Genomic DNA, 19,960 nt, shown 5'->3' on the forward strand with positions numbered 1-19,960 from the left:
AAGAATTGTTTCTATTTAAAATCAGCTTCAGTTACATTTTTATTTACTTCTACTGTATCGATTATAACTTTCATAACCTGCGGTCCAGCTTCAAGAGACATCTCTGTTGGAACTAAAATTCCATCAAAAGCTTTATAGCCTTTATTTGTTGTAGTAGCGATCATATCTCCTTGTGGAGTCTTCTGTTTTTGCTCTGATTTCATTAACAAACCTGTTTTTACATCATAAAAGTCAGCTCTGTCTAACTCTGCTACTATTACTTTATAATAATCTACTCCATTCTCAAAAACTATTCCATCTACTTTAGCTGTTTTATATCCTTCTGATAAAGGAATAAATAGGGAATTTGTCTTTATTAATGGAGCTATCATATCAGCAGGCAAATCCATTTTTTGCCCAGCCTGTGACATATATCCTTTCTGTCCATCAAAAACTTGCTTAATTGTCATTCCCATAATCGAAAATTCTGTCACGGTTTTATTTGGTGTTGCATCTTTCTTCGTATATGCTCCACTCATCCCCATAGTTTCAATCTTTCCTTTCTGAACCAATGATTTCACAGCTTTTACTTTATCAGAACCACCAATAGCTTTGAAATAGTTATCTGTAATTTGTGCAACAGTAGTTGTTGTTGTTTTAGCCCCTGAAACAGGTTTTTCTGTTTTATTACCATAAGAATCATAATAATTTACAGGATAACCTAATTTTTCTAACGCTGGTGCAATTTGCTCTAATTTTCCTGTTACATTAATTTTTGCTTGATCTGGTCGGAAATATTTCTTGGAAACTCTTAAAACATCATCTACAGTAACTGCATTGATATTTTTTATATAATCTGCATAAAAGTTATCTGATAATTGATTTGTCTTTTTTGTCAATGCTTGATTAGCAACCGTTTCTGGACGTTCTAATGTTAAAATAAAGTTTCCTAAGAATTTCGCTTTAACATCATCCAAAACTTTTTGGTCGATTTTATTCAACGTCATTCCTTTTATTTCTTTCATCGTTTCTATAACTGCAGAATCTGTTACTTCGTTACGAACAGTTGCATTTGTATTAAAACGACCAATATAACGAGAATCAGAAACTCCTCCACGTGCACCATATGTCCATCCATGAGCTTCACGAAGATTCATATTTAACTTTGAGTTAAAATCACCTCCTAATATTGAAGATGCAATCAATGCTGCATAATAATCAGGATCTTTTTTTGTTAAATGAACTGGATAAGAAACTGAAACTACAGACTGAACTGCGTTTGACATATTAATCGCGTTCAATTCCGTTTTTGTTACTTCGTCTACTTTTGGAAAAATAGAAATATTTAACTTTCCTGTTTGCCAAGAGTTAAAATTTTTCTCTGCTAATGCTTTAACGTCTTTTGTTGAAATATCTCCAACAACAATTAAATAAGCATTATTTGGTTTATAATAAGCATTATAATAATCTTTTACATCTTGTAATGTTATTTTCTCGATTTGTTCTGGTGTATCAAACTCTGAGAAAGGATTATTTTTTCCGTATACTAATATATTAGAAACTCGTGAAGCTGCTCTCTCAACAGATTTCTCATCTGCTTTCAACCCTTCTAAGTAACGTTTCTTAACATCAGTGAATTCTTTTTCTGTAAAATTTGGATTCATTGCTCCATCAGCCATATATCCAAATATTTCGTTGAAATATTTCGTTAATGAACTTGCTGAAGCTCCTTCTTCCCAGAAATTAACACGTGCACCTAAAAACTCAATTCTTTTATTGAAATCGTCTTTAGATTTTGTCTTTGTTCCTGTTCCTAACATCTCTCCTAATAAAGATTCTGCACCTTTTTTTGCTCCTAAAGCAAACGGAGGATTATCAATTGTTAATGTTGCAGAAACACGAGGTAGTTTATGGTTTTCTACTACAATAACTGTTAAGCCATTTTTTAGTTTAAATTCATTTGGTTTTCCTAAGTTAACCGTAGGTACTGGACCTGGTTTTGGCATAGGAATTTTAACTTGTGCATTTAAGCTAACTGCCATAAAAGCAATAGCAAGAGATAATATCTTTGTTTTCATAATTGAGTCGTTTTTTATTTTGCAGCTTTTTTAGATTCTGGTAAATAGTGGATAATTACACGTTGATTTTTGTTAAGATACTTTTTAGCAACATTTCTGATATCTTCTCTTGTAATAGATTGATAAATTTTCAATTCGTTGTTAATTAAATTTGTATCTCCTCCCAACATATAAGCATCTGCCAAAGCATGCGCCAAATTTTCTACGCCCGATTTTGAAGCAACAAAACTATTTTCAATTCCATTCAAGATTTTTTGGTAATCTTCTTCTGAAATTAAAGTTGTTTGTACTTTTTCGATATCTTGTTGTAATTCATTTTCTAATTTATCAAAAGGTACTTCCCCTTGTGGTAAAATTCCGATTGAATAAATTCCATAATCTTCCATTTGACGATTAAAAGCAAAAATTTGTAATGCTTCTTTTTTCTCATCAACATATTTTTTATATAAAATAGAAGACTTCCCGCCTGTTAAATAATTTGATAACATTTCTAATGCATACGCATCTTTTGATTTATTATCTGGTGTGCGATAATTAATTGCTAATAATGGAATTTGAATATTTGCATCATATTCAGTTGCACGAACTTCAGAAGTAATAGGATCTTCTTTTATTACTGTTTTAACAACATCTTTTCCTTTAGGAATGACACCAAAATATTTTTCTATTAACTTCTTTGCTTCGTCTTTATTAAAATCACCTGCAACAACTAATACCGCATTATTAGGTACATAATAGGTTTGACTAAAGTGTTTGAAATCGTCTAATTTAGCATTACTCAAATCTTCGAAAGAGCCAATTACACTCCAACGATACCCACTTTTTTTGAAAACATGTGGATTAACCGCTTCTCCATAAGAAAACTTTCCATAAGGCTGATTATCTAAACGAGAACGTTTTTCTTCTTTTACAACTTCTTTTTGTGTATCAACACCTATTTGATTTATTATTGGTTGACGTAAACGATCAGATTCCATCCACAATCCCAGTTCTAAATTATTTGATGGAAAAGTTTCATAATAATAAGTTCTATCTGTAGTTGTATTTGCATTATTAGAACCTCCATGAGCAGAAACAATTTTAAACCATTCTCCCCTATTTATATTTTCAGTCCCTTCAAATAACAAATGCTCAAAAAAATGTGCAAATCCTGTTTTTCCAACTTGTTCATCTTTAGATCCTACATGATACATAACACCTGTTGTAATAACTGGTGCAGAATTGTCTTGATGAAGGATTACATGTAATCCGTTTGGTAAAGTATACTCATCAAATTTTATTTGCTGACCAAATAATGCAGATCCGGCAAATAATATAGACATAAAAAATTTCTTCATTTAGTAGTTTTTTAAGTTTTTATCGATTTTGCTTATGTAACATTAGTAGCATAATTTTAAAAAATGTTACATGAAATTTGCATTAAATTTAAAATGTAAAATAATAACATGTCTATTGGTTTAGTAGGCATTCCTTATAATTTACAACATTATTTGATAATATTCCTATAGTAAATGTTTTAGTATTTACTATAGATTTGTAAAAATCGAGAAAGAAAAAAAATGGATTTTATAGAATTTTTTGGTTTTGTAGGTGCTTTTTTTATTGGATTAATCATGGGAGTTCTTGGTGGTGGAGGTTCTATATTAGCAGTACCTATATTAGCTTATATTTTTCATTTCGATGAAAAAATTGCAACTGCCTATTCTTTATGTATCGTTGGTTCTACAGGATTAATTGGAGGAATAAAACAAGCTTTTCAAAAAATGGTTGATTGGAAAGTTGTTTATCAGTTTGGATTGCCTGCTGTAATAGGAATTAGTTTGGTAAGAGCTTTTCTTATTCCTGCTCTCCCTAGTAATTTATTTTCTATTGGTGACTTTGTAATTACACGTAGAATGGCAATGTTTGGACTATTTGCAATTCTAATGGTGTTTGCAGCAATTTCAATGTTAAAAGGCAAAAAAGAAACAAAAACTATTCAAAAAAAGGATAAACTTAACCCTGTATTACTTATTCAAGGATTTTTAATTGGTGGGTTAACAGGAATGGTTGGTGCTGGAGGTGGATTTCTGATTGTTCCAGCGTTAATGATGGTAGCAAAATTAGACATGAAGAAAGCTTCTGCTACTTCATTAGTTATTATTGCAATAAACTCATTAATAGGCTTTTTTATTGGTGATGCACTTCATATTAAAATAGATTGGAACTTTTTAAGTATTTTCATCGGAATTTCAATGTTAGGGATTCTTGTTGGAACATACATTAATAAATTTTTACCCGTACAATTTTTAAAACGAACATTTGCAATTTTCATTATTTTGATGGCTATTTTTATGTTCATAGAAGAATTTATAATTCAATAATTTACATCATGAAACTGAACGAAAATTTTTGGAACAACAAATACATCAACAATGAAACAGGTTGGGACCTAAAAGCTCCATCAACTCCTCTGAAAGAATATATTGATCAATTAGAGAACAAAAATATCCGAATCTTGATTCCTGGTTGTGGAAACGCTTATGAAGCTGAATACCTTTTGAAACAAGGTTTTATTAATATCACATTGATTGATATTTCTGAAGTTATAGTGGAAAAGATTAAAGAAAAATTTAAAAACAATCCCCATATACAAGTTCTTCATCAAGATTTTTTTGATTTAGAAGGTCAATATGATTTGATTTTAGAACAAACTTTTTTCTGCGCTTTAGATCCTGAATTACGTCAAAAATACAGCATCAAAATGAACGAACTATTAGCCGAAAACGGGAAATTAGTTGGCATTTTATTTAATAGAGAATTCGGAAATAATACGCCGCCTTTTGGAGGTGATAAAACTGAATATGAGACATATTTCAACGATTATTTCGATTTCAAAGTGATGGAAAACTGTTACAATTCAATTACTCCTCGAAAAGGAACTGAATTGTTTATCAATTTAAAAAAGATTAGAAAATAACCAATGATTTCATTCATAGTTTTTAATATAACTATCAATGTTATTTGAGTTTAAATAGATGAAAAGTATAAGAATTAGTCCAATTGTGGAAAATTCTAATTTTAATTATTTGTATTTTTACAACCTAAATTCATTTTTATGAAAATTGAACAAATTTACACTGGATGTCTTGCACAAGGTGCTTACTATATAGAAAGCAATGGTGAAGTTGCTATTATTGATCCATTAAGAGAAACTCAATCTTATATTGATCAAGCAACAAAAGACAACGCTAAAATCAAATATATTTTCGAAACGCATTTCCATGCAGATTTCGTTTCTGGACATGTAGATCTAGCAAAAAAAACAGGAGCTACTATTGTATATGGACCAACTGCGGAACCTAGTTTTAATGCACACATTGCAACAGATGCAGAAATCTTTCCTTTAGGAAATATTACTATTACAGCTTTACATACACCTGGCCATACAATGGAAAGCACAACTTATTTGTTGAAAGATGAAAATGGTAAAGATTATGCTATTTTTACTGGAGACACTTTATTTATAGGAGATGTTGGACGTCCTGATTTGGCTCAAAAATTAAATTCTGATTTAACTCAAGAAAAACTAGCTGGATATTTATATGATTCTTTAAGAAGTAAAATTATGCCTTTGGCAAATGAAATCATTGTTTATCCTGCACATGGAGCAGGTTCTGCTTGTGGGAAAAATATGAGTAAAGAAACTTTTGATTCTTTAGGTCATCAAAAAGAAGTAAATTACGCTTTGAATCCAAATATGACAAAAGAGGAATTTATTACCGAATTAACTTCAGGGTTAATGCCTCCTCCATTTTATTTTCCAGAAAACGTAATGATGAATAAATTAGGTGTTGAATCTTTGGATATTGTAAAAGAACGTGCAAATAAAGCATTATCTCCTGACAAATTTATTCAAGTTGCCGAAGATACAAATGCTTTAATTTTAGATGTTCGCGATCCTCAAACTTTTGCAGCTGGTTTTATTCCAAACTCAATAAATATTGGTATCAAAGGAAATTTTGCACCTTGGGTAGGAACATTAATCACAGATATCAAACAACCTATTTTATTAATTGCAGAAGTTGACACAGAAGAAGAAGCCGTAACACGTTTAGCTCGCGTTGGATACGATAACGTTATTGGTTTTTTAAACAATGGTTTTCAGGCTTGGCTTGATGCGGAAAAAGATTTTGACGAAATAGTGTCTGTTTCTCCAGAGGAATTTGTTGAATTAGTTGACGAAACTGAACTAAAAGTTTTAGATGTTCGTAAGCCAGGAGAATATGAAACTTCCCATATCGAAGGTGCAATTACTGCTCCTTTAGATTTTATCAACGAATCAATGAAATTAATCGATTCAGAAGAAACTTATTTAGTACATTGTGCTGGAGGTTACCGTTCTATGATTTTCGCGTCTATTTTACGCGCTCGTGGTTTCGAAAATTTAATTGATGTCGCTGGAGGTTTTGGTAAAATAAAAGATGTAGAAGGAGTTAAAATTGTAGAAGGAGTTTCACCATGTCAATTAGGTAATAATTCTTGTTCAACAAAATAACAATTTTTAAACATAAATAACGTTATAGCCTTGGAACACCAAGGCTATTTTCGTCTTTGTCAATTCAAATTCTATTCATGAAAAATTTATTATTCATTTGTACCTTACTCTTTTGCTCAACATTATTTGCTCAACAAAAAATATATGGAGCAGAATCGTTTACACTAACTATTCCAAAAGGTTTTCAACGTACAATTGGATTAAATGATTATGCAACCATTCAATTTGAAAGTGTTACCCCTAAACCAAATTCGTATGGATTCTTAATCTTTGAACATAAAGATGAACTAAAGTTGACAGACTCTAATTTGGATATGATTGATTATACACTAAATTCCATCGAACCATATACAACTCAAAATGGCTTTAACTATCTAAAAAAACCATATGTCTCTTACGAACAAGGTTTCAATTACGCCTATGCAGAATTTGAAACAAATGACTCAGAATCTGGACATATTTATTTTTTACAGACTGTTGTCGAAACAAAAAATTTTGTGTATCAAATTTTACAATATTGTAGCTTCGAAAATCAAGAAATAATGAAAAGCGATTTTGTTAAAATTGTAAATAGCTTCAAAGTAGAATAAACCTATAATAAAAAAACAATATTTTATATGAAGAAAATTTTATTGACTTTTACGCTAATGTTATGTTTAATGAACAATACAAATGCGCAGTCAACAATAATTGGTTCAGAAAATTTTTCAGTAAACTTACCAGTTGGATATCAACGTACAATTGGTACAAATGATTTTGCAACTGTGCAATGGGAAAATGAAGAAACTAGTTCTTATGGATTTATCATTATTGAAAATCTTGATGAATTAAAAATAAGTAATATCGCTGATGATTTCGCTTCTTATATGGATATAAGTGTTGCAAATTATTCAAGTAATCCTAAGTTTAAATCTTTAAATTCTAAACAATTTAAAACAAGTAAAGGAAGAGAAACTTTACAAAAACAAATTAGTTATTACAACGAAGAATTAGAAGCAACCATTTATCTACAAATCAATATTTTTAAGACAAAAAATTTCATCTACCAAGTAGTCAATTTTGGTAATGACGATTTCCTTAAAAACTCAAAAGAACATACAGATTACATTGTAAATAATATTGATTTACCACTTTAAAAATCATAAAAAAACCTTCTTATTTCAGAAGGTTTTTATTTTTCTGTTCAATCCAAAGCGACATATATTTTGTACTTTGATGATGATGATGCTGCAAAAGTTGCCCAATAAAATTTTGATTTCGATGCTGGATTAAATCAGCTTCTATAGATTTTATTTTCTCTAATAAGTCAGCTTCAAATTTAGTTTTATTGTAATTTTTATTCAGAATTTTTATTCCATTTTGTTGAGCAATTTTCCACTCACTCTCATTATTGCAAAGCAAAACAGCTTTCTCTACAAAAGCTTCAAAATTATCTTCTACAAAACCATTCCAATCAAAACTTTCTTTCATTGCTTCTACTCCAATCGTTGTTGTAACCGAAGGAGTTCCTGTTTGCATTGCATCTATGAATTTACCTTTTACTCCAGCTCCAAAATTAATCGGAGCCAACAATACTTTATAATTTGACATTGTTTTTCGCGCATTTTCAGCTCTACTTTTGATAAAAAATCGTTCAGAAGAATTATTCAATTGCAAAACTTTTTGTGTTGCATATGCACCATAAATATGTAATTCAGCTTTCGGAAGTTTCTTTCTCAAAATTGGCCAAATTTCTTTTTTTAAGGTTTGAACACAATTAAAATTAGGTTCATGAATAAAATTTCCGATAAACATAAAATGTTCTCTTTCTTCAAAATTTTTCCAAGAATTTATTTTTTCTTCTGTAATTTCATTTTCTAAAAAAGGCAAATAATACAAGATTTTTTCATCAATTTTAAATTGATTTTGTAGAATTTCTATTTCCTTTTTAGAAATTATCAATGATAAATCACAACGTAAAATGGAAGCAATTTCTCGTTTTGCCAAATCAGAAAACAATAAATCTTCTGTAAATTCTATCCCTTTTTTAGTTGCTTCTTGTCGCGCATTTCGTAGAAAATGTAAATCTTCTGTGTCCAAAATTTTCAATGCATTTGGACATTCTTTCGAAACGCGCCAACCATATTGTTCTTCAATCATAAAACGATCAAAAAGAACAATTTCAGGATTTAATTCTCTTGCAAAATCATCAAAACTTTCATCATTTAACTGAATTTCAACTTCTTTTATTCCTTTCGAAATCAAATCAAAACTATAATCAGATTTTGAAGCAGCACACGCAAAAGTTATCTCAAATTCAGCTTTTTTGAAACAATCAATTAACTGAATCATTCGAGTTCCTGCGGCAGAAGAAGTAGGCTCTGGCCAAACTTGACCAATGATTAATAGTTTTTTCATTCAACAAAATTACGCTTTCTGTTTGTTAATCGGAAGATTAAATATAATGCGCCCAATTGGCTTATTTTAATGTAAATTTGCAGCTAAAATTATATAAAATGTCTTATCAAACTGTTTTTGAAGAATTTTTCGAGCAAGTAAAATCAAGTATCAAAGAAGGAACTTTTGCAAAACTTACAATGGCCAAAACTATTGGAGATACTGATCTTAAAAATATATTTGTTCGTTTACATCTTTTAGAAAATAATGAGTATAATTTCGCCTTCACTTTTCGTTATAAAACCGAAGAAGTTGAGCAATTTCATAGTGTTGAACAGACTTTTTTGATTTTGAGTTCTTACATTAAAAATCCATTTACAAACGCTTTATTATTTACAACAGAAAAAGATTTAATTTTTAAAGTCAATAAAAAAAATGCTGCAAGCTTGACGGAACAAGCACCAACATTTAAACACGCTTCGGATGTGATGTTAGAAATGATTGAAAAGAAAATCGTTTAATTAAAATATTGTATATTTTTCTGATTCTTCATATTACTGATAAGAATCTTGATGTTCATTTTAAACAATTTAATTTCGTAAATTTGGACTTAATATTTTTCGAAAATGCTTGGATTAAAACTTTTGACAGACCCACGTTGGGCTGATATTGCGGAAAGAAATTTAGAAGAAATTTTAACAGATCATGCTTGGTGTGAGCAAAAAGCAGCAACAAACGCAATTACAATGATTGCTTATAATTCTGAACATGACGAATTTATTCAGGAAATGTCAGATATTGCAATCGAAGAAATGCAACATTTCAAAATGGTTGTAGAAATTATCGAGCGTCGTGGATACAAGTTAGGTCGTGAACGCAAAGATGATTACGTTGGTCAATTGATGAAATTTTGTAAAAAAGATGGTTCTCGTAATATGGCTTTTGTAGATCGTTTGTTATTCGCAGCGATGATTGAAGCCAGAAGTTGTGAGCGTTTCAGAACATTATCTCAAAATATTAATGACGAAGAATTAGCAAAATTTTACTATGATTTGATGGTTTCGGAAGCAAATCATTACACAACTTTCTTAAATTTTGCTCGAAAGCTTTCAACTGATGTTGATGTAGACAAACGTTGGAAAGAATGGTTGGATTTTGAAGGAAATTTGATTCAATCTTACGGAAATAAAGAAGCTATACACGGATAAACAATCCTAGAAAATAATAAAAAAAGAGTTAATTCAAATTTATCGAGTTAACTCTTTTTTTCATATCCTACATCAATTTAAATCTTAAATACTATACTTAAATTTGACTAAATCTAAAATAGTATGGAATTAGGAATAGGAATGTTTGGCGATCTACATATTGATCCTAAAACTGGTTATACGCAAACTCCTCAACAACGTATGAGTGAGATTATAGAAGAAGTAAAATTGATGGACGAAATTGGATTAGATTTCTTTGGAATTGGAGAACATCATCGTCCTGATTATGCAGTTTCTTCTCCAGAAATTATGTTGGCTGCTTTGTCTACAGTTACAAAAAATATTAAGTTGGGAAGTGCCGTTTCTGTCATCAGCTCTACAGATCCTGTAAAGTTGTATCAAGATTTTGCAAGTGTTGACAATTTATCGAATGGTCGTGCTGAAATTATGGCTGGACGCGGTTCATTCATCGAATCTTTCCCTCTTTTCGGTTATGATCTAAACGATTACGATGCTCTTTTTGATGAAAAACTTCGTTTACTTTTAGATTTAAATAAAAACGAAATAATAAATTGGCGCGGAAATTTTAGAATACCAATTATTAATCAAAGTGTTTATCCAAAACCTGTGCAAGAAAAACTGCCTATTTGGATCGCTGTTGGCGGAACAAAATCATCAATTATACGTGCTGCAACTTTAGGTTTACCTATTATTTTTGCGATTATTGGAGGCAATCCAGCCGATTTTAACTATCTGTTCGAAATTTATAAACAAGTTTATATTGAAAACGGGCACGATATTAAAACGATGCAAATTGGTGTTCATATGCATTCTTTTTTTGGAGAGGATAGCGAAAAAGTTGCTGAAGAATATTTTCCAATTTATGGCACACAAATGAATAGAATTGGAACAAGTAGAGGCTGGCCAAAATATACAAAACAACAATTTGATTATGGACGTTCTACAAATGGACATTTGATTGTTGGAGACGCTTCTTTGGCGGTTGATCGTATTTTGAAATATCAAGAAATGTTTGGTTTAACTCGTTTTTCTGCTCATATGGATGTTGGAGCACCAAATCATTTGGATATGATGAAATCTATCGAAATTTTTGGGAAAGATATTTTACCAAAAGTTAAAGAGGCAACAAAATAAATTTTATATATACTGACAAAAGACACGAATCGTTTTCGTGTCTTTTTTTATTTTCGTTAAAATTGAATGAATGAAGAAAATATTAGCCAGTTTTATTGTTTTAGCCAACTTGGGTGTGCAAGCACAAGAAAGTAATTTTAGGACTTGGAATGTCTTAAATATCAATCAAAAAATCAATAAAGATTTTAATTTTCAATCGGATATTCAATATCGTTCGTACGAAGAGTTAGATCAATTACAACAACTTTTGATTCGTGGAGGAATTGGTTACAACTTAACAGAAAATAACAATACAGTGTTAGCTGGTTACGCCTACATTCAGAACAGAACACCTACTTCTACCGATGATTACGCACATAGTCACGAGCATCGTTTGTATCAACAATTCAATACAAAACATGCTTTACAACGTTTTAATTTTGCGCATCGCTTTCGTATCGAAGAACGCTTTTTAGAAAATGATACACAATTTAGATTTCGTTATCAATTGACTGCAACTGTTCCGCTGAATAATGCAAAATTGATCGAAAATACGTGGTATTTGAAAGCCTATAATGAGGTGTTTTTACAAGCTGTAAAAGATAAAACGTTTGACAGAAATCGATTAGGTTTAAGTTTAGGATATGTTATCTCGCCTACTTTTAGTTTAGAAGTTGGTTACATGTTACAAAGTCTTAAAGCATCTCATACTGATCAATTGATGATTGGATTAACGGTAAATAATCTGATAAAATAATCTTATCTTAGTTAGGATAATTTACAATTGATAATATGAAAATTTTGATTGGTTGCTTACCATTATTTCTTCTTTTTTCTACAAAAATAGCTGCGCAAAGTGTTTTTAGTGTTGACCTAAAAAATAAGGCTGATGTAAAAGTATTTGTTGTAAAAACAGAAGCGCAAGCAGATTTAAAGGTTTTCAAATTAAATTCTTCTTCCAAAGCAGACAGTAACAACGGAAAATGGTTTTTCACAAAATATGAAAGTCAAGCAAAATTCAACATCTACTTTGTAGATTTAGCCAGTCAAGCAGACGTAAAAGTTTTCTTTGTAAAGTATGAAAGTCAAGCTGGATGGAGAAACAAAAGTAAAATGCATTATTTTTATTGATGAATCAATAACTTTATTAAAAATAGCTTACTAATTACTCTATAAAATAAGACCAAGGTATATCAAATCTTCCTCGTCTTTCTGCTACTTTAAGCCTTTCTCCTTCAAAACTTGAGTAATACTTTTTATAATCTACTTTAATCTCTTTTTCTATAAATGTATTGTTCCAATCTTCAATAATTAAATAATAGTTTGTTCCTCCTTTTACTCTATGTTCATTTTTTCTCAAAATCGGGATTTCATAAATTTGAGGAGTCGATATATCATACTTACAATTAATGAATATGACAGAATAAAAAGAAAATACTTCAATTAATATTATGATAAAAACATTATAAACGAAAATTTTCTTATTGAAAATCAATCTTTTAAATTGATTTAAATAATAGATTGTTAAAATTAATAACGCGATAACAATGGAAGGAATCCATATATTTTTATAATCTAAAATATTATAATCTATAGCGGTTCTAATGATTAATCCAAAACAAGAGAACATAAAACCTATAGAAATTGTTGGAAGATTTGGTCTAATTTCAGGCTCAATTGAGATCAAACCTCGATAATATCTAACTAAAATGATGCAAAAAATAGGGTAAACAAAAGATAAATAAATTAAAATCTCATTGAAAAACTGAGAAACTAATGTACTAAATCCTAAAATGCATCCAATAATATTAATTAATAAAGCCGTTTTTTTCAACGACTTTAAATCAGTAAATTTTTGTTCGATAATAATTAAATTTTAAAATTCATAAAATCTAAAAATCCGCTCAAAAGAGCGGATTTTTGTTTGTAATAAAATATATCATTTACTATTAAGCTTCACAAGAAGAACAAGAAACTAAGTTTGCAACTAGTTCTTTTGATACAGATTGTGAACGCTGATAGTACAACGTTTTAACTCCTAATTGCCAAGCTTCAATCATCAAACGGTTTACTTCTTTAACAGGCAAATCTGGTGGAATATTTAAGTTTAATGATTGTGATTGATCTACATATTTTTGACGAATTGCTGCTTGTTGAACAATTTCTAATTGAGAAATTTCTTTAAATGTTTTAAATACATCTTTCTCCTCTTTTGTCAATTCATCTAAATGTTGAACAGAACCTCCATTCAACATGATTTCGCGCCAAACATCTTCATTATCAATACCTTTTTCTTGTAATAATTTAGTCAAATACTTATTCTTACGCATAAAATTACCTTTTGATAATCCTGCTTTATAATAATTAGAAGCAAAAGGCTCAATTCCTGGAGATGTTTGTCCTAATATAGCAGAAGAAGATGTTGTTGGTGCAATTGCACAAGTTGTTGTATTACGGCGCCCATAACCTTTTAACACTTCTGGTTCACCATAAATACGTGCTAATTCTTCCGAAGCTTTATCTGCTTTAGATTGAATATGTTTAAATATTTCTGTTGTACGTAATTTAGCTTCCATTCCTTCGAAAGGAATCATATTTCGTTGTAAATAAGAATGCCATCCTAATACACCTAAACCTAATGCACGATGACGTTTTGCAAAACGATTGGCTGACGCTAAGTAATAGTTTCCTTCTGTTTTCTCAATGAACTCTTGTAAAACTGCATCTAAGAAGAAGATAGCTAAACGTACTGCTTCTGTATCTTTCCATTCGTCATATAACTCCAAATTCATAGAAGATAAACAACAAATAAACGATTCGTCCGCAGAAGAAGGTAACATAATTTCTGAACAAAGATTAGAAGCATTAATAGACATTCCTAAGTCTTTGTAAACTTGTGGTTTATTTTTATTTACGTTATCCGTAAAGAATAAATATGGTAATCCTTTTTCTTGGCGAGATTCTAAAACTTTCGCCCAAATTTGACGTTTTTCTGTATCTCCATCAATCATTTCTTGCATCCAATAATCTGGTACACAAACACCATAAAATAAATTCTGAATTGGATTACCAATTGATTTTATTTTTAAAAATTCTTCAATATCATCATGATCAATATCTAAATAAGCTGCAAATGCGCCACGACGTGTAGAACCTTGAGAAACTACATTCATTGCTGAATTAAACAATTCCATAAATGAAACTGCACCACTACTCTTTCCATTATCTGTAATTGTAGCTCCTCGTTCACGCAATTCTCCAAAATAACCAGAAGTACCACCACCAATTTTAGTTTGCATAATTACTTCTCCTAATTTGTGCGTAATTCCTTCTATACTATCTGGAATATGAACATTGAAACAAGAAATTGGTAAACCACGCTCAGTTCCCATATTTGCCCAAATTGGAGATGATAAACTCATCCAACCTCTTTCAATCATTTCCTTAAAAGACTCTTGTAATTCAGGTTTATATAAACGTTTTGCAGCAGCAGCTGTGATACGATCTATAGCTCCTTCAACAGTTTCTCCTTTCAACAAATAACCTCTATTCAAAATTTGCTCAGATTCAGAGTTTTTCCACCATAATTTTTGTGTTTCTCCTTCAAAAAATGCATTCTGATTATCGTCGTGTGGTATCGGATTGTCCATAGTTTTAGAATTTATAATGATTTGATATTGTGTAAAATATTTTTTTATAGTTGTTATTGAAAAAAAGTTCTCGAGTATTAAAATAAATCATCTGCCGAGATACTTTTATCATGTTTAGTATAATCTACTGGTCTTTTTGCAAAGAAATCATCTAAGCTACTTGCAAAAACTTCTTCTTCAAACCATGCCATTGGTTTATATTCTTCTTGCGAAATATGATATATTTTCTTGAAACCTATTTTAGCAATTGCTTCATCAATACGATACTTCATATAATTCAATAAATCAGCTTTTGAATAATATCCAAATTCACCTTTTTCGAAAATCCAATCCAACATCATCTCTTCTTGATTAATATAGCCACGAACAGCCGTTTCTATCCAACTCTGATCTAATTCATCTGGTAATAAACCTTCTTCACGAATTTTGTTAATTAGATAAATTCCTGCATTTGCATGAATTTGTTCATCTGTAGAAGTCCAAGCAATAATATTTGCTGTGTTTTTCATTAAACCATCAAAGCGAGTAAAGGCCAAAATGTTTGCAAATTTCGAGAATAAAGAGCTATCTTCTATGACCAACGCAAAAAACAATAGTTTCTCAACAATTGATTTGCTCTCATCGCGCATAATTTCTCCTACAAATGTGTTATAACTTTTAAAAATAGGGTTTTGTAAAGCTATATTAAACTCATCTAAATAACCATTTACCTCTAAAATACGCGAATATGCTTCGCTATGTCTAAATTCACATTCTGCAAAAGTAGCTCCTAAACCATTTAATTCTGGTTTTGGAAAATAGTGATACAAATCTCCCCAAAAACCTTTCACAGCAACTTCAATTTGAGCAATTGATAAAATTGAACGTTTGTGAATTTCACGTTTGACATCATCTAAATTTGCATGATAATCTTGGATATCTGACGTAAAATCAACTTCGCTATGTACCCAATATGCTTTTTGAATTGCTTCTGTAAAGGTTAAAATTTCAGGATATTCAAACGGTTTATAATTTACTCTTTTATCAAAAATAGACATAGTTTTTCGGACTTTTTAGATTAATAAATATTGGTAAAAACGATTTTACTTGAAGAAAAAAAATAAAGTTGGTTGTTCTATTTTTTTTACAAATTGAACCTCAATAGGGTTACATTTTCGTTTCAATTACTCATCGATTCTTTCAAAATTAAGATAAGATTTTACAATTAAAAATTTTCGAATCTTAAAAATTAAAAAGGTTATTAACAAGTTGTTAATTACTTGTATATCAATAAATTATTTTCTTTTTTTTATTCGTTATAATTTAATAATTTTTATCAAAATAATAACTATAACTTCTATTAATTTTCTATAATTTAACATAAAAAAATAAGCAAGCCTTGTTGTAGACTTGCCTAAAAGAATATAATTAAATTCTAAATTTTATCTTGCAATATTAACTGCTCGGGTTTCACGAATTACAGTCACACGAACTTGACCTGGGTAAGTCATCTCGTTTTGAATTTTATCAGAAATCAAGAAAGATAATTCAGCTGCTTTTGTATCATCAACTTTATCACTTTCTACAATCACACGCAACTCACGACCAGCTTGGATTGCGTATGCTTTTTCTACACCATCAAAATTAAGAGCCGTAGCTTCTAAATCTTTTAGACGTTGCATATACGATTCCACAACTTGACGACGAGCACCTGGACGAGCACCAGAAATCGCATCGGCAACTTGTACAAGTGGAGAAATTAAAGAAGTCATCTCTACTTCGTCGTGGTGAGCTCCAATTGCATTAATTACATCTGGATGTTCTCCATATTTCTCTGCCCATTGCATACCTAAAATTGCGTGAGGCAATTCAGATTCTTGCTCCGGAACTTTACCAATATCGTGTAATAAACCTGCACGTTTCGCTAACTTAGGATTCAATCCTAATTCTGCAGCCAAAGTTCCTGCTAAATTTGCCACCTCGCGAGAGTGTTGTAACAAGTTTTGACCATAAGAAGAACGATATTTCATACGTCCAACTATACGAACCAAATCTTTGTGTAAACCGTGGATTCCTAAATCTAAAATTGTTTTCTTACCAACTTCAATGATTTCGTCCTCGATTTGTTTTGTTGTTTTCGCAACAACTTCCTCAATACGAGCTGGATGAATACGTCCATCTGTTACTAAACGGTGCAAAGATAAACGAGCAATTTCACGACGAACAGGATCGAAACAAGAAAGGATAATCGCTTCTGGCGTATCATCTACAATCACCTCAACACCTGTTGCAGCCTCGATTGCACGAATATTACGTCCTTCACGACCAATAATACGTCCTTTGATTTCATCAGACTCTATATTAAATACAGAAACAGCATTTTCAATTGCTTGCTCTGTTCCAATACGTTGAATAGAAGAAACGACAATTTTACGAGCTTCATTTTTTGCATCCAATTCAGCCTCTTCCATAATTTCTTGGATATGAGCTTGCGCTTTTGTTCTCGCTTCATCTTTTAAGACTTCAATCAGTTCAGCACGAGCTTCATCAGCAGAATAATTCGAAATTTTCTCAAGGATTTCTACTTGTTTTTTATGCATCGTATCCACTTCTTTTTGCTTAATATTAAGCTTTTCTGTACGTGCTTGTATATTTCCTTTCTCAGATTTAATCTGATCTTTTTGTTTCTGAATTTCTGCTAAGTCCGTTTTGATTCTCTCTTCACGTTCTTTTACTTTAAGCTCAGCATCAGCTACTTTTCTTTCACGTTGATTTACTACCTCTTCGTGTTTAGATTTTAATTCTAAAAATTTTTCTTTGGCTTGAAAAATTTTCTCTTTTTTAATGGCTTCACCATCTTTCTCAGCATCATTAATCAAATTTTGTGCTTTGCGAGTTGCTTCGTCAATCAGTTCTTGATTTTGTTTATCAACTGATTTTTTTGATAAAAAATATCCTACCGCTGCACCTATGATTAATGTAACAATTGCAATAATTATTGTCATAATTGGGTCCATAGATTATGTAATGTTTATATATAAAAAAACCTACATTAGTAAAGTATGTTTTGAGTTAACTCCTGTAAACAGGATTTGAGTTAGTCCGTCAGTCAAGTATCCGCTGTCAAATAAATGAACCTAAAAGGTTGCGGCCCGCTTTCCGAACGGTGTTCACTCGGTAACAAAACTAGTGTTGAGTTAACCAAAATAGCTAGAACTAATGTAGGAATATTGTTTAGTGGACAGTTTCATAACTGTCAGAACTTCTCTTATTTTGCGATTGACTGATCAATCAATTCCAATAACTTCGAAATGCGCTCTGTTGTCATTTCTTCATTATCTTTCACCTGCTTTTTCAACTTTGCTTCACGTAAAGCTAACTGAATTGTCACCATTGCAAGTGCGTCTTGTTTGTCAGAAACAGCGTACTTTTGTTCAAATTGTTTCAAAATACCATTTATTTCTTCTGCACAAGAAAGTAACATTTCTTCCTCGTCAGAATTAATCGTCATTGGGTAATGACGTGAAGCAATTTTTATCTCAATTCGTTGAGTTGACATTCTTTTTATTAATTATTTGTTTTAATTTGAGCGATGCAAGTATCGACTTCTTTTATTAATTTGTTCATTCTTTGCTTCATCATTTGTTTGTACTCCTGATTTCCACTCATTGCATTTACGACTTTTAATCGTTTTACCTCCTCATTTAAATTTAAATTATTCGCTTGCGAATCTCTCAATTTATTTTTTAATCTGGCATTTTCTTCTTTCAACGAATTGATTTCATTTTGCAATTTTTCCAATTCTTGTATCGAGTTTTCAGCGCCTTTCAATATATCTTTATAATTCCCAAGTTGGCCTAAAACACTTAAAACTTTGTTTTCAAGTTCATTAAATTTTACCATTTTTTCCATCTCCTGAGAATTTCAATTATTCTAGCTTCTATTGCAAAAATAGTATTTTTTTGCTTCTAATCAATAGAAAAACCTAAATATTATCAGTTTTTTCTTATTCATTTGACAAATAGAGATTTACTTAGTTTTTTGTTTTGATTCTCTTATTCTTCACAATTCTTCCACCATACTTAATTCCAAAAATCAAAAACAATACCGAAAGAATAGTTGGTAGAAATTGACAAAAAATAATCAAAATTGATTTGAAATAATACATTCCATCTTGCCAACTTTGTTTTAGCTCATATCCTAAATTGATTTTTCTATATGCTTTCAAATCTGTTTGTGGTAAAATATTCGTTACAACTTGTGGTTCTTCAGACAATCGATAAGCAATTGTTGCATAAGTTATCGCATCATTTATCAACGATTTGTTCACTTTATTTTCGATTTGTTTCGAGATTTTCATTGCTTTATTTTGCTCATTCTTCAGCTCGTTTTCATATTTCTCAAAGGTCATTTCTTCATTATTAATCAAAATATGATCGATAATTATTCCTTTCTCCACTGCAAATTTGACATGTTCTCGCAATTTGTTTGATGGCACTTTTAATTCAATCAAATAAGAACGTTGAATTTTATCTATTTTCTTAACGCTTTCTTCAGATAATCCAATTTTATCCGAATCTAAAATTTGATTATTCATTTCGCTGTTCAACACAAAGCCATTCAACGAAATTGCATTTTCTTCGATCTGAATTGCATCTTTCATTGCATCTTTCACTTTCATTTCAATCAAAGCATTCGATTTAAAAACCTTTCCTTCTACTTCTGGATTTGTAGCATTAGAAATCTCAACTTCTTCTTTTATATCCACAGCCAATTCTGCATTACTTTCTGAACTCTTATATTGTTTACAACTTGTGATTGAAGCAACTATAAAAAGTGCTAAAATAATTTTTCTCATAATGATGTTTTTAAGTTTGATTTAAAATTAGTTGCATCATTTTTAGTCATTAACCAAAATCCTTTTCTTTTACTTGTTTATTATTTTACAATTACAAACAATTGATAGTCTTTTATTTAAATTTATTTTACAAAGATTTATCTTGAAATTATTTTCAGAAA

General features: G+C 30.5%; 20 protein-coding genes. 10 read left to right on the forward strand and 10 right to left on the reverse strand.

Going from position 1 to position 19,960, the window contains the following annotated elements:
• Nucleotides 1–11 precede the first annotated feature (11 nt).
• On the reverse strand, nucleotides 12–2,057 hold the full coding sequence (locus tag E4J94_RS15585) for a M16 family metallopeptidase (RefSeq protein ID WP_135836714.1): 2,046 nt from the start codon (nucleotides 2,055–2,057) through the stop codon (nucleotides 12–14).
• A 14-nt stretch (nucleotides 2,058–2,071) separates the two neighbouring features.
• A complete protein-coding gene (locus E4J94_RS15590) occupies nucleotides 2,072–3,394 on the reverse strand; it encodes a M16 family metallopeptidase (RefSeq protein ID WP_135836715.1) in 1,323 nt (440 codons plus the stop codon).
• A 222-nt stretch (nucleotides 3,395–3,616) separates the two neighbouring features.
• Here E4J94_RS15590 and E4J94_RS15595 point away from each other — a divergent pair, with 222 nt between their 5' ends.
• From E4J94_RS15595 to E4J94_RS15615, 5 genes are all read left to right on the forward strand, one after another.
• Nucleotides 3,617–4,420, forward strand: coding sequence for a sulfite exporter TauE/SafE family protein (locus E4J94_RS15595; RefSeq protein ID WP_135836716.1), 804 nt, complete (start codon nucleotides 3,617–3,619; stop codon nucleotides 4,418–4,420).
• Between the two features lie 8 nt (nucleotides 4,421–4,428).
• On the forward strand, nucleotides 4,429–5,016 hold the full coding sequence (locus tag E4J94_RS15600; RefSeq protein WP_135836717.1) for a methyltransferase domain-containing protein: 588 nt from the start codon (nucleotides 4,429–4,431) through the stop codon (nucleotides 5,014–5,016).
• 138 nt (nucleotides 5,017–5,154) lie between these two features.
• A complete protein-coding gene (locus tag E4J94_RS15605) occupies nucleotides 5,155–6,594 on the forward strand; it encodes an MBL fold metallo-hydrolase (RefSeq protein WP_135836718.1) in 1,440 nt (479 codons plus the stop codon).
• 77 nt (nucleotides 6,595–6,671) lie between these two features.
• Entirely contained in the window at nucleotides 6,672–7,184 is a 513-nt protein-coding gene (locus E4J94_RS15610; RefSeq protein ID WP_135836719.1) for a hypothetical protein, read from the forward strand.
• 27 nt (nucleotides 7,185–7,211) lie between these two features.
• Nucleotides 7,212–7,730, forward strand: coding sequence for a hypothetical protein (locus tag E4J94_RS15615; RefSeq protein WP_135836720.1), 519 nt, complete (start codon nucleotides 7,212–7,214; stop codon nucleotides 7,728–7,730).
• A 19-nt stretch (nucleotides 7,731–7,749) separates the two neighbouring features.
• Here E4J94_RS15615 and E4J94_RS15620 read toward each other — a convergent pair whose 3' ends face one another.
• A complete protein-coding gene (locus tag E4J94_RS15620) occupies nucleotides 7,750–8,991 on the reverse strand; it encodes a glycosyltransferase (RefSeq protein WP_135836721.1) in 1,242 nt (413 codons plus the stop codon).
• A gap of 98 nt (nucleotides 8,992–9,089) precedes the next feature.
• Here E4J94_RS15620 and E4J94_RS15625 point away from each other — a divergent pair, with 98 nt between their 5' ends.
• The 5 genes from E4J94_RS15625 to E4J94_RS15645 all read left to right on the forward strand — a co-directional run bounded on the left by E4J94_RS15625 (nucleotide 9,090) and on the right by E4J94_RS15645 (nucleotide 12,443).
• The gene (locus E4J94_RS15625) at nucleotides 9,090–9,491 is read left to right on the forward strand and encodes a hypothetical protein (RefSeq protein ID WP_135836722.1); all 402 of its coding nucleotides are present in this window, start codon (nucleotides 9,090–9,092) and stop codon (nucleotides 9,489–9,491) included.
• A gap of 105 nt (nucleotides 9,492–9,596) precedes the next feature.
• Entirely contained in the window at nucleotides 9,597–10,178 is a 582-nt protein-coding gene (gene miaE / locus E4J94_RS15630) for a tRNA-(ms[2]io[6]A)-hydroxylase (RefSeq protein WP_115001228.1), read from the forward strand.
• A 123-nt stretch (nucleotides 10,179–10,301) separates the two neighbouring features.
• Entirely contained in the window at nucleotides 10,302–11,333 is a 1,032-nt protein-coding gene (locus tag E4J94_RS15635) for an LLM class flavin-dependent oxidoreductase (RefSeq protein WP_135836723.1), read from the forward strand.
• A gap of 70 nt (nucleotides 11,334–11,403) precedes the next feature.
• Nucleotides 11,404–12,069 (forward strand): DUF2490 domain-containing protein, encoded by a 666-nt coding sequence (locus E4J94_RS15640; protein WP_135836724.1) that lies wholly within the window; start codon nucleotides 11,404–11,406, stop codon nucleotides 12,067–12,069.
• Nucleotides 12,070–12,104: 35 nt separating this feature from the next.
• Complete coding sequence (locus E4J94_RS15645; RefSeq protein ID WP_135836725.1) at nucleotides 12,105–12,443, forward strand: DUF6150 family protein; 339 nt, start codon at nucleotides 12,105–12,107, stop codon at nucleotides 12,441–12,443.
• A gap of 34 nt (nucleotides 12,444–12,477) precedes the next feature.
• On the opposite strand, the gene E4J94_RS15650 is transcribed toward E4J94_RS15645, so the two are convergent.
• The 7 genes from E4J94_RS15650 to E4J94_RS15680 form a co-directional block, all read right to left on the reverse strand.
• Nucleotides 12,478–13,146 carry a hypothetical protein gene (locus E4J94_RS15650; RefSeq protein WP_135836726.1) on the reverse strand — a complete coding sequence of 223 codons (669 nt, stop codon included), beginning with the start codon at nucleotides 13,144–13,146 and terminating at the stop codon, nucleotides 12,478–12,480.
• Between the two features lie 115 nt (nucleotides 13,147–13,261).
• Complete coding sequence (locus E4J94_RS15655; protein WP_135836727.1) at nucleotides 13,262–14,962, reverse strand: ribonucleoside-diphosphate reductase subunit alpha; 1,701 nt, start codon at nucleotides 14,960–14,962, stop codon at nucleotides 13,262–13,264.
• 77 nt (nucleotides 14,963–15,039) lie between these two features.
• Complete coding sequence (locus E4J94_RS15660) at nucleotides 15,040–15,999, reverse strand: ribonucleotide-diphosphate reductase subunit beta (RefSeq protein WP_135836728.1); 960 nt, start codon at nucleotides 15,997–15,999, stop codon at nucleotides 15,040–15,042.
• 384 nt (nucleotides 16,000–16,383) lie between these two features.
• Nucleotides 16,384–17,958 (reverse strand): ribonuclease Y, encoded by a 1,575-nt coding sequence (rny, locus tag E4J94_RS15665; protein WP_135836729.1) that lies wholly within the window; start codon nucleotides 17,956–17,958, stop codon nucleotides 16,384–16,386.
• 251 nt (nucleotides 17,959–18,209) lie between these two features.
• Complete coding sequence (locus tag E4J94_RS15670; protein ID WP_038335658.1) at nucleotides 18,210–18,500, reverse strand: cell division protein ZapA; 291 nt, start codon at nucleotides 18,498–18,500, stop codon at nucleotides 18,210–18,212.
• An 8-nt stretch (nucleotides 18,501–18,508) separates the two neighbouring features.
• Nucleotides 18,509–18,853, reverse strand: coding sequence for a hypothetical protein (locus tag E4J94_RS15675; protein WP_019975371.1), 345 nt, complete (start codon nucleotides 18,851–18,853; stop codon nucleotides 18,509–18,511).
• Nucleotides 18,854–18,974: 121 nt separating this feature from the next.
• Nucleotides 18,975–19,799, reverse strand: a complete 825-nt coding sequence (locus E4J94_RS15680; protein WP_135836730.1) for a hypothetical protein — start codon at nucleotides 19,797–19,799, stop codon at nucleotides 18,975–18,977.
• Nucleotides 19,800–19,960 lie beyond the last annotated feature (161 nt).

The sequence above is a fragment of the Empedobacter tilapiae genome, assembly GCF_004785645.1.
GTDB classification, from domain to species: Bacteria; Bacteroidota; Bacteroidia; order Flavobacteriales; family Weeksellaceae; genus Empedobacter; species Empedobacter tilapiae.

Coding starts and splice junctions, on each gene's coding strand:
- E4J94_RS15585 (WP_135836714.1), bottom strand. CDS start 2,057: ATGAAAACAAAGATATTATCTCTTGCTATTGCTTTTATGGCAGTTAGC.
- E4J94_RS15590 (WP_135836715.1), bottom strand. CDS start 3,394: ATGAAGAAATTTTTTATGTCTATATTATTTGCCGGATCTGCATTATTT.
- E4J94_RS15595 (WP_135836716.1), top strand. CDS start 3,617: ATGGATTTTATAGAATTTTTTGGTTTTGTAGGTGCTTTTTTTATTGGA.
- E4J94_RS15600 (WP_135836717.1), top strand. CDS start 4,429: ATGAAACTGAACGAAAATTTTTGGAACAACAAATACATCAACAATGAA.
- E4J94_RS15605 (WP_135836718.1), top strand. CDS start 5,155: ATGAAAATTGAACAAATTTACACTGGATGTCTTGCACAAGGTGCTTAC.
- E4J94_RS15610 (WP_135836719.1), top strand. CDS start 6,672: ATGAAAAATTTATTATTCATTTGTACCTTACTCTTTTGCTCAACATTA.
- E4J94_RS15615 (WP_135836720.1), top strand. CDS start 7,212: ATGAAGAAAATTTTATTGACTTTTACGCTAATGTTATGTTTAATGAAC.
- E4J94_RS15620 (WP_135836721.1), bottom strand. CDS start 8,991: ATGAAAAAACTATTAATCATTGGTCAAGTTTGGCCAGAGCCTACTTCT.
- E4J94_RS15625 (WP_135836722.1), top strand. CDS start 9,090: ATGTCTTATCAAACTGTTTTTGAAGAATTTTTCGAGCAAGTAAAATCA.
- miaE (WP_115001228.1), top strand. CDS start 9,597: ATGCTTGGATTAAAACTTTTGACAGACCCACGTTGGGCTGATATTGCG.
- E4J94_RS15635 (WP_135836723.1), top strand. CDS start 10,302: ATGGAATTAGGAATAGGAATGTTTGGCGATCTACATATTGATCCTAAA.
- E4J94_RS15640 (WP_135836724.1), top strand. CDS start 11,404: ATGAAGAAAATATTAGCCAGTTTTATTGTTTTAGCCAACTTGGGTGTG.
- E4J94_RS15645 (WP_135836725.1), top strand. CDS start 12,105: ATGAAAATTTTGATTGGTTGCTTACCATTATTTCTTCTTTTTTCTACA.
- E4J94_RS15655 (WP_135836727.1), bottom strand. CDS start 14,962: ATGGACAATCCGATACCACACGACGATAATCAGAATGCATTTTTTGAA.
- E4J94_RS15660 (WP_135836728.1), bottom strand. CDS start 15,999: ATGTCTATTTTTGATAAAAGAGTAAATTATAAACCGTTTGAATATCCT.
- rny (WP_135836729.1), bottom strand. CDS start 17,958: ATGGACCCAATTATGACAATAATTATTGCAATTGTTACATTAATCATA.
- E4J94_RS15670 (WP_038335658.1), bottom strand. CDS start 18,500: ATGTCAACTCAACGAATTGAGATAAAAATTGCTTCACGTCATTACCCA.
- E4J94_RS15675 (WP_019975371.1), bottom strand. CDS start 18,853: ATGGAAAAAATGGTAAAATTTAATGAACTTGAAAACAAAGTTTTAAGT.
- E4J94_RS15680 (WP_135836730.1), bottom strand. CDS start 19,799: ATGAGAAAAATTATTTTAGCACTTTTTATAGTTGCTTCAATCACAAGT.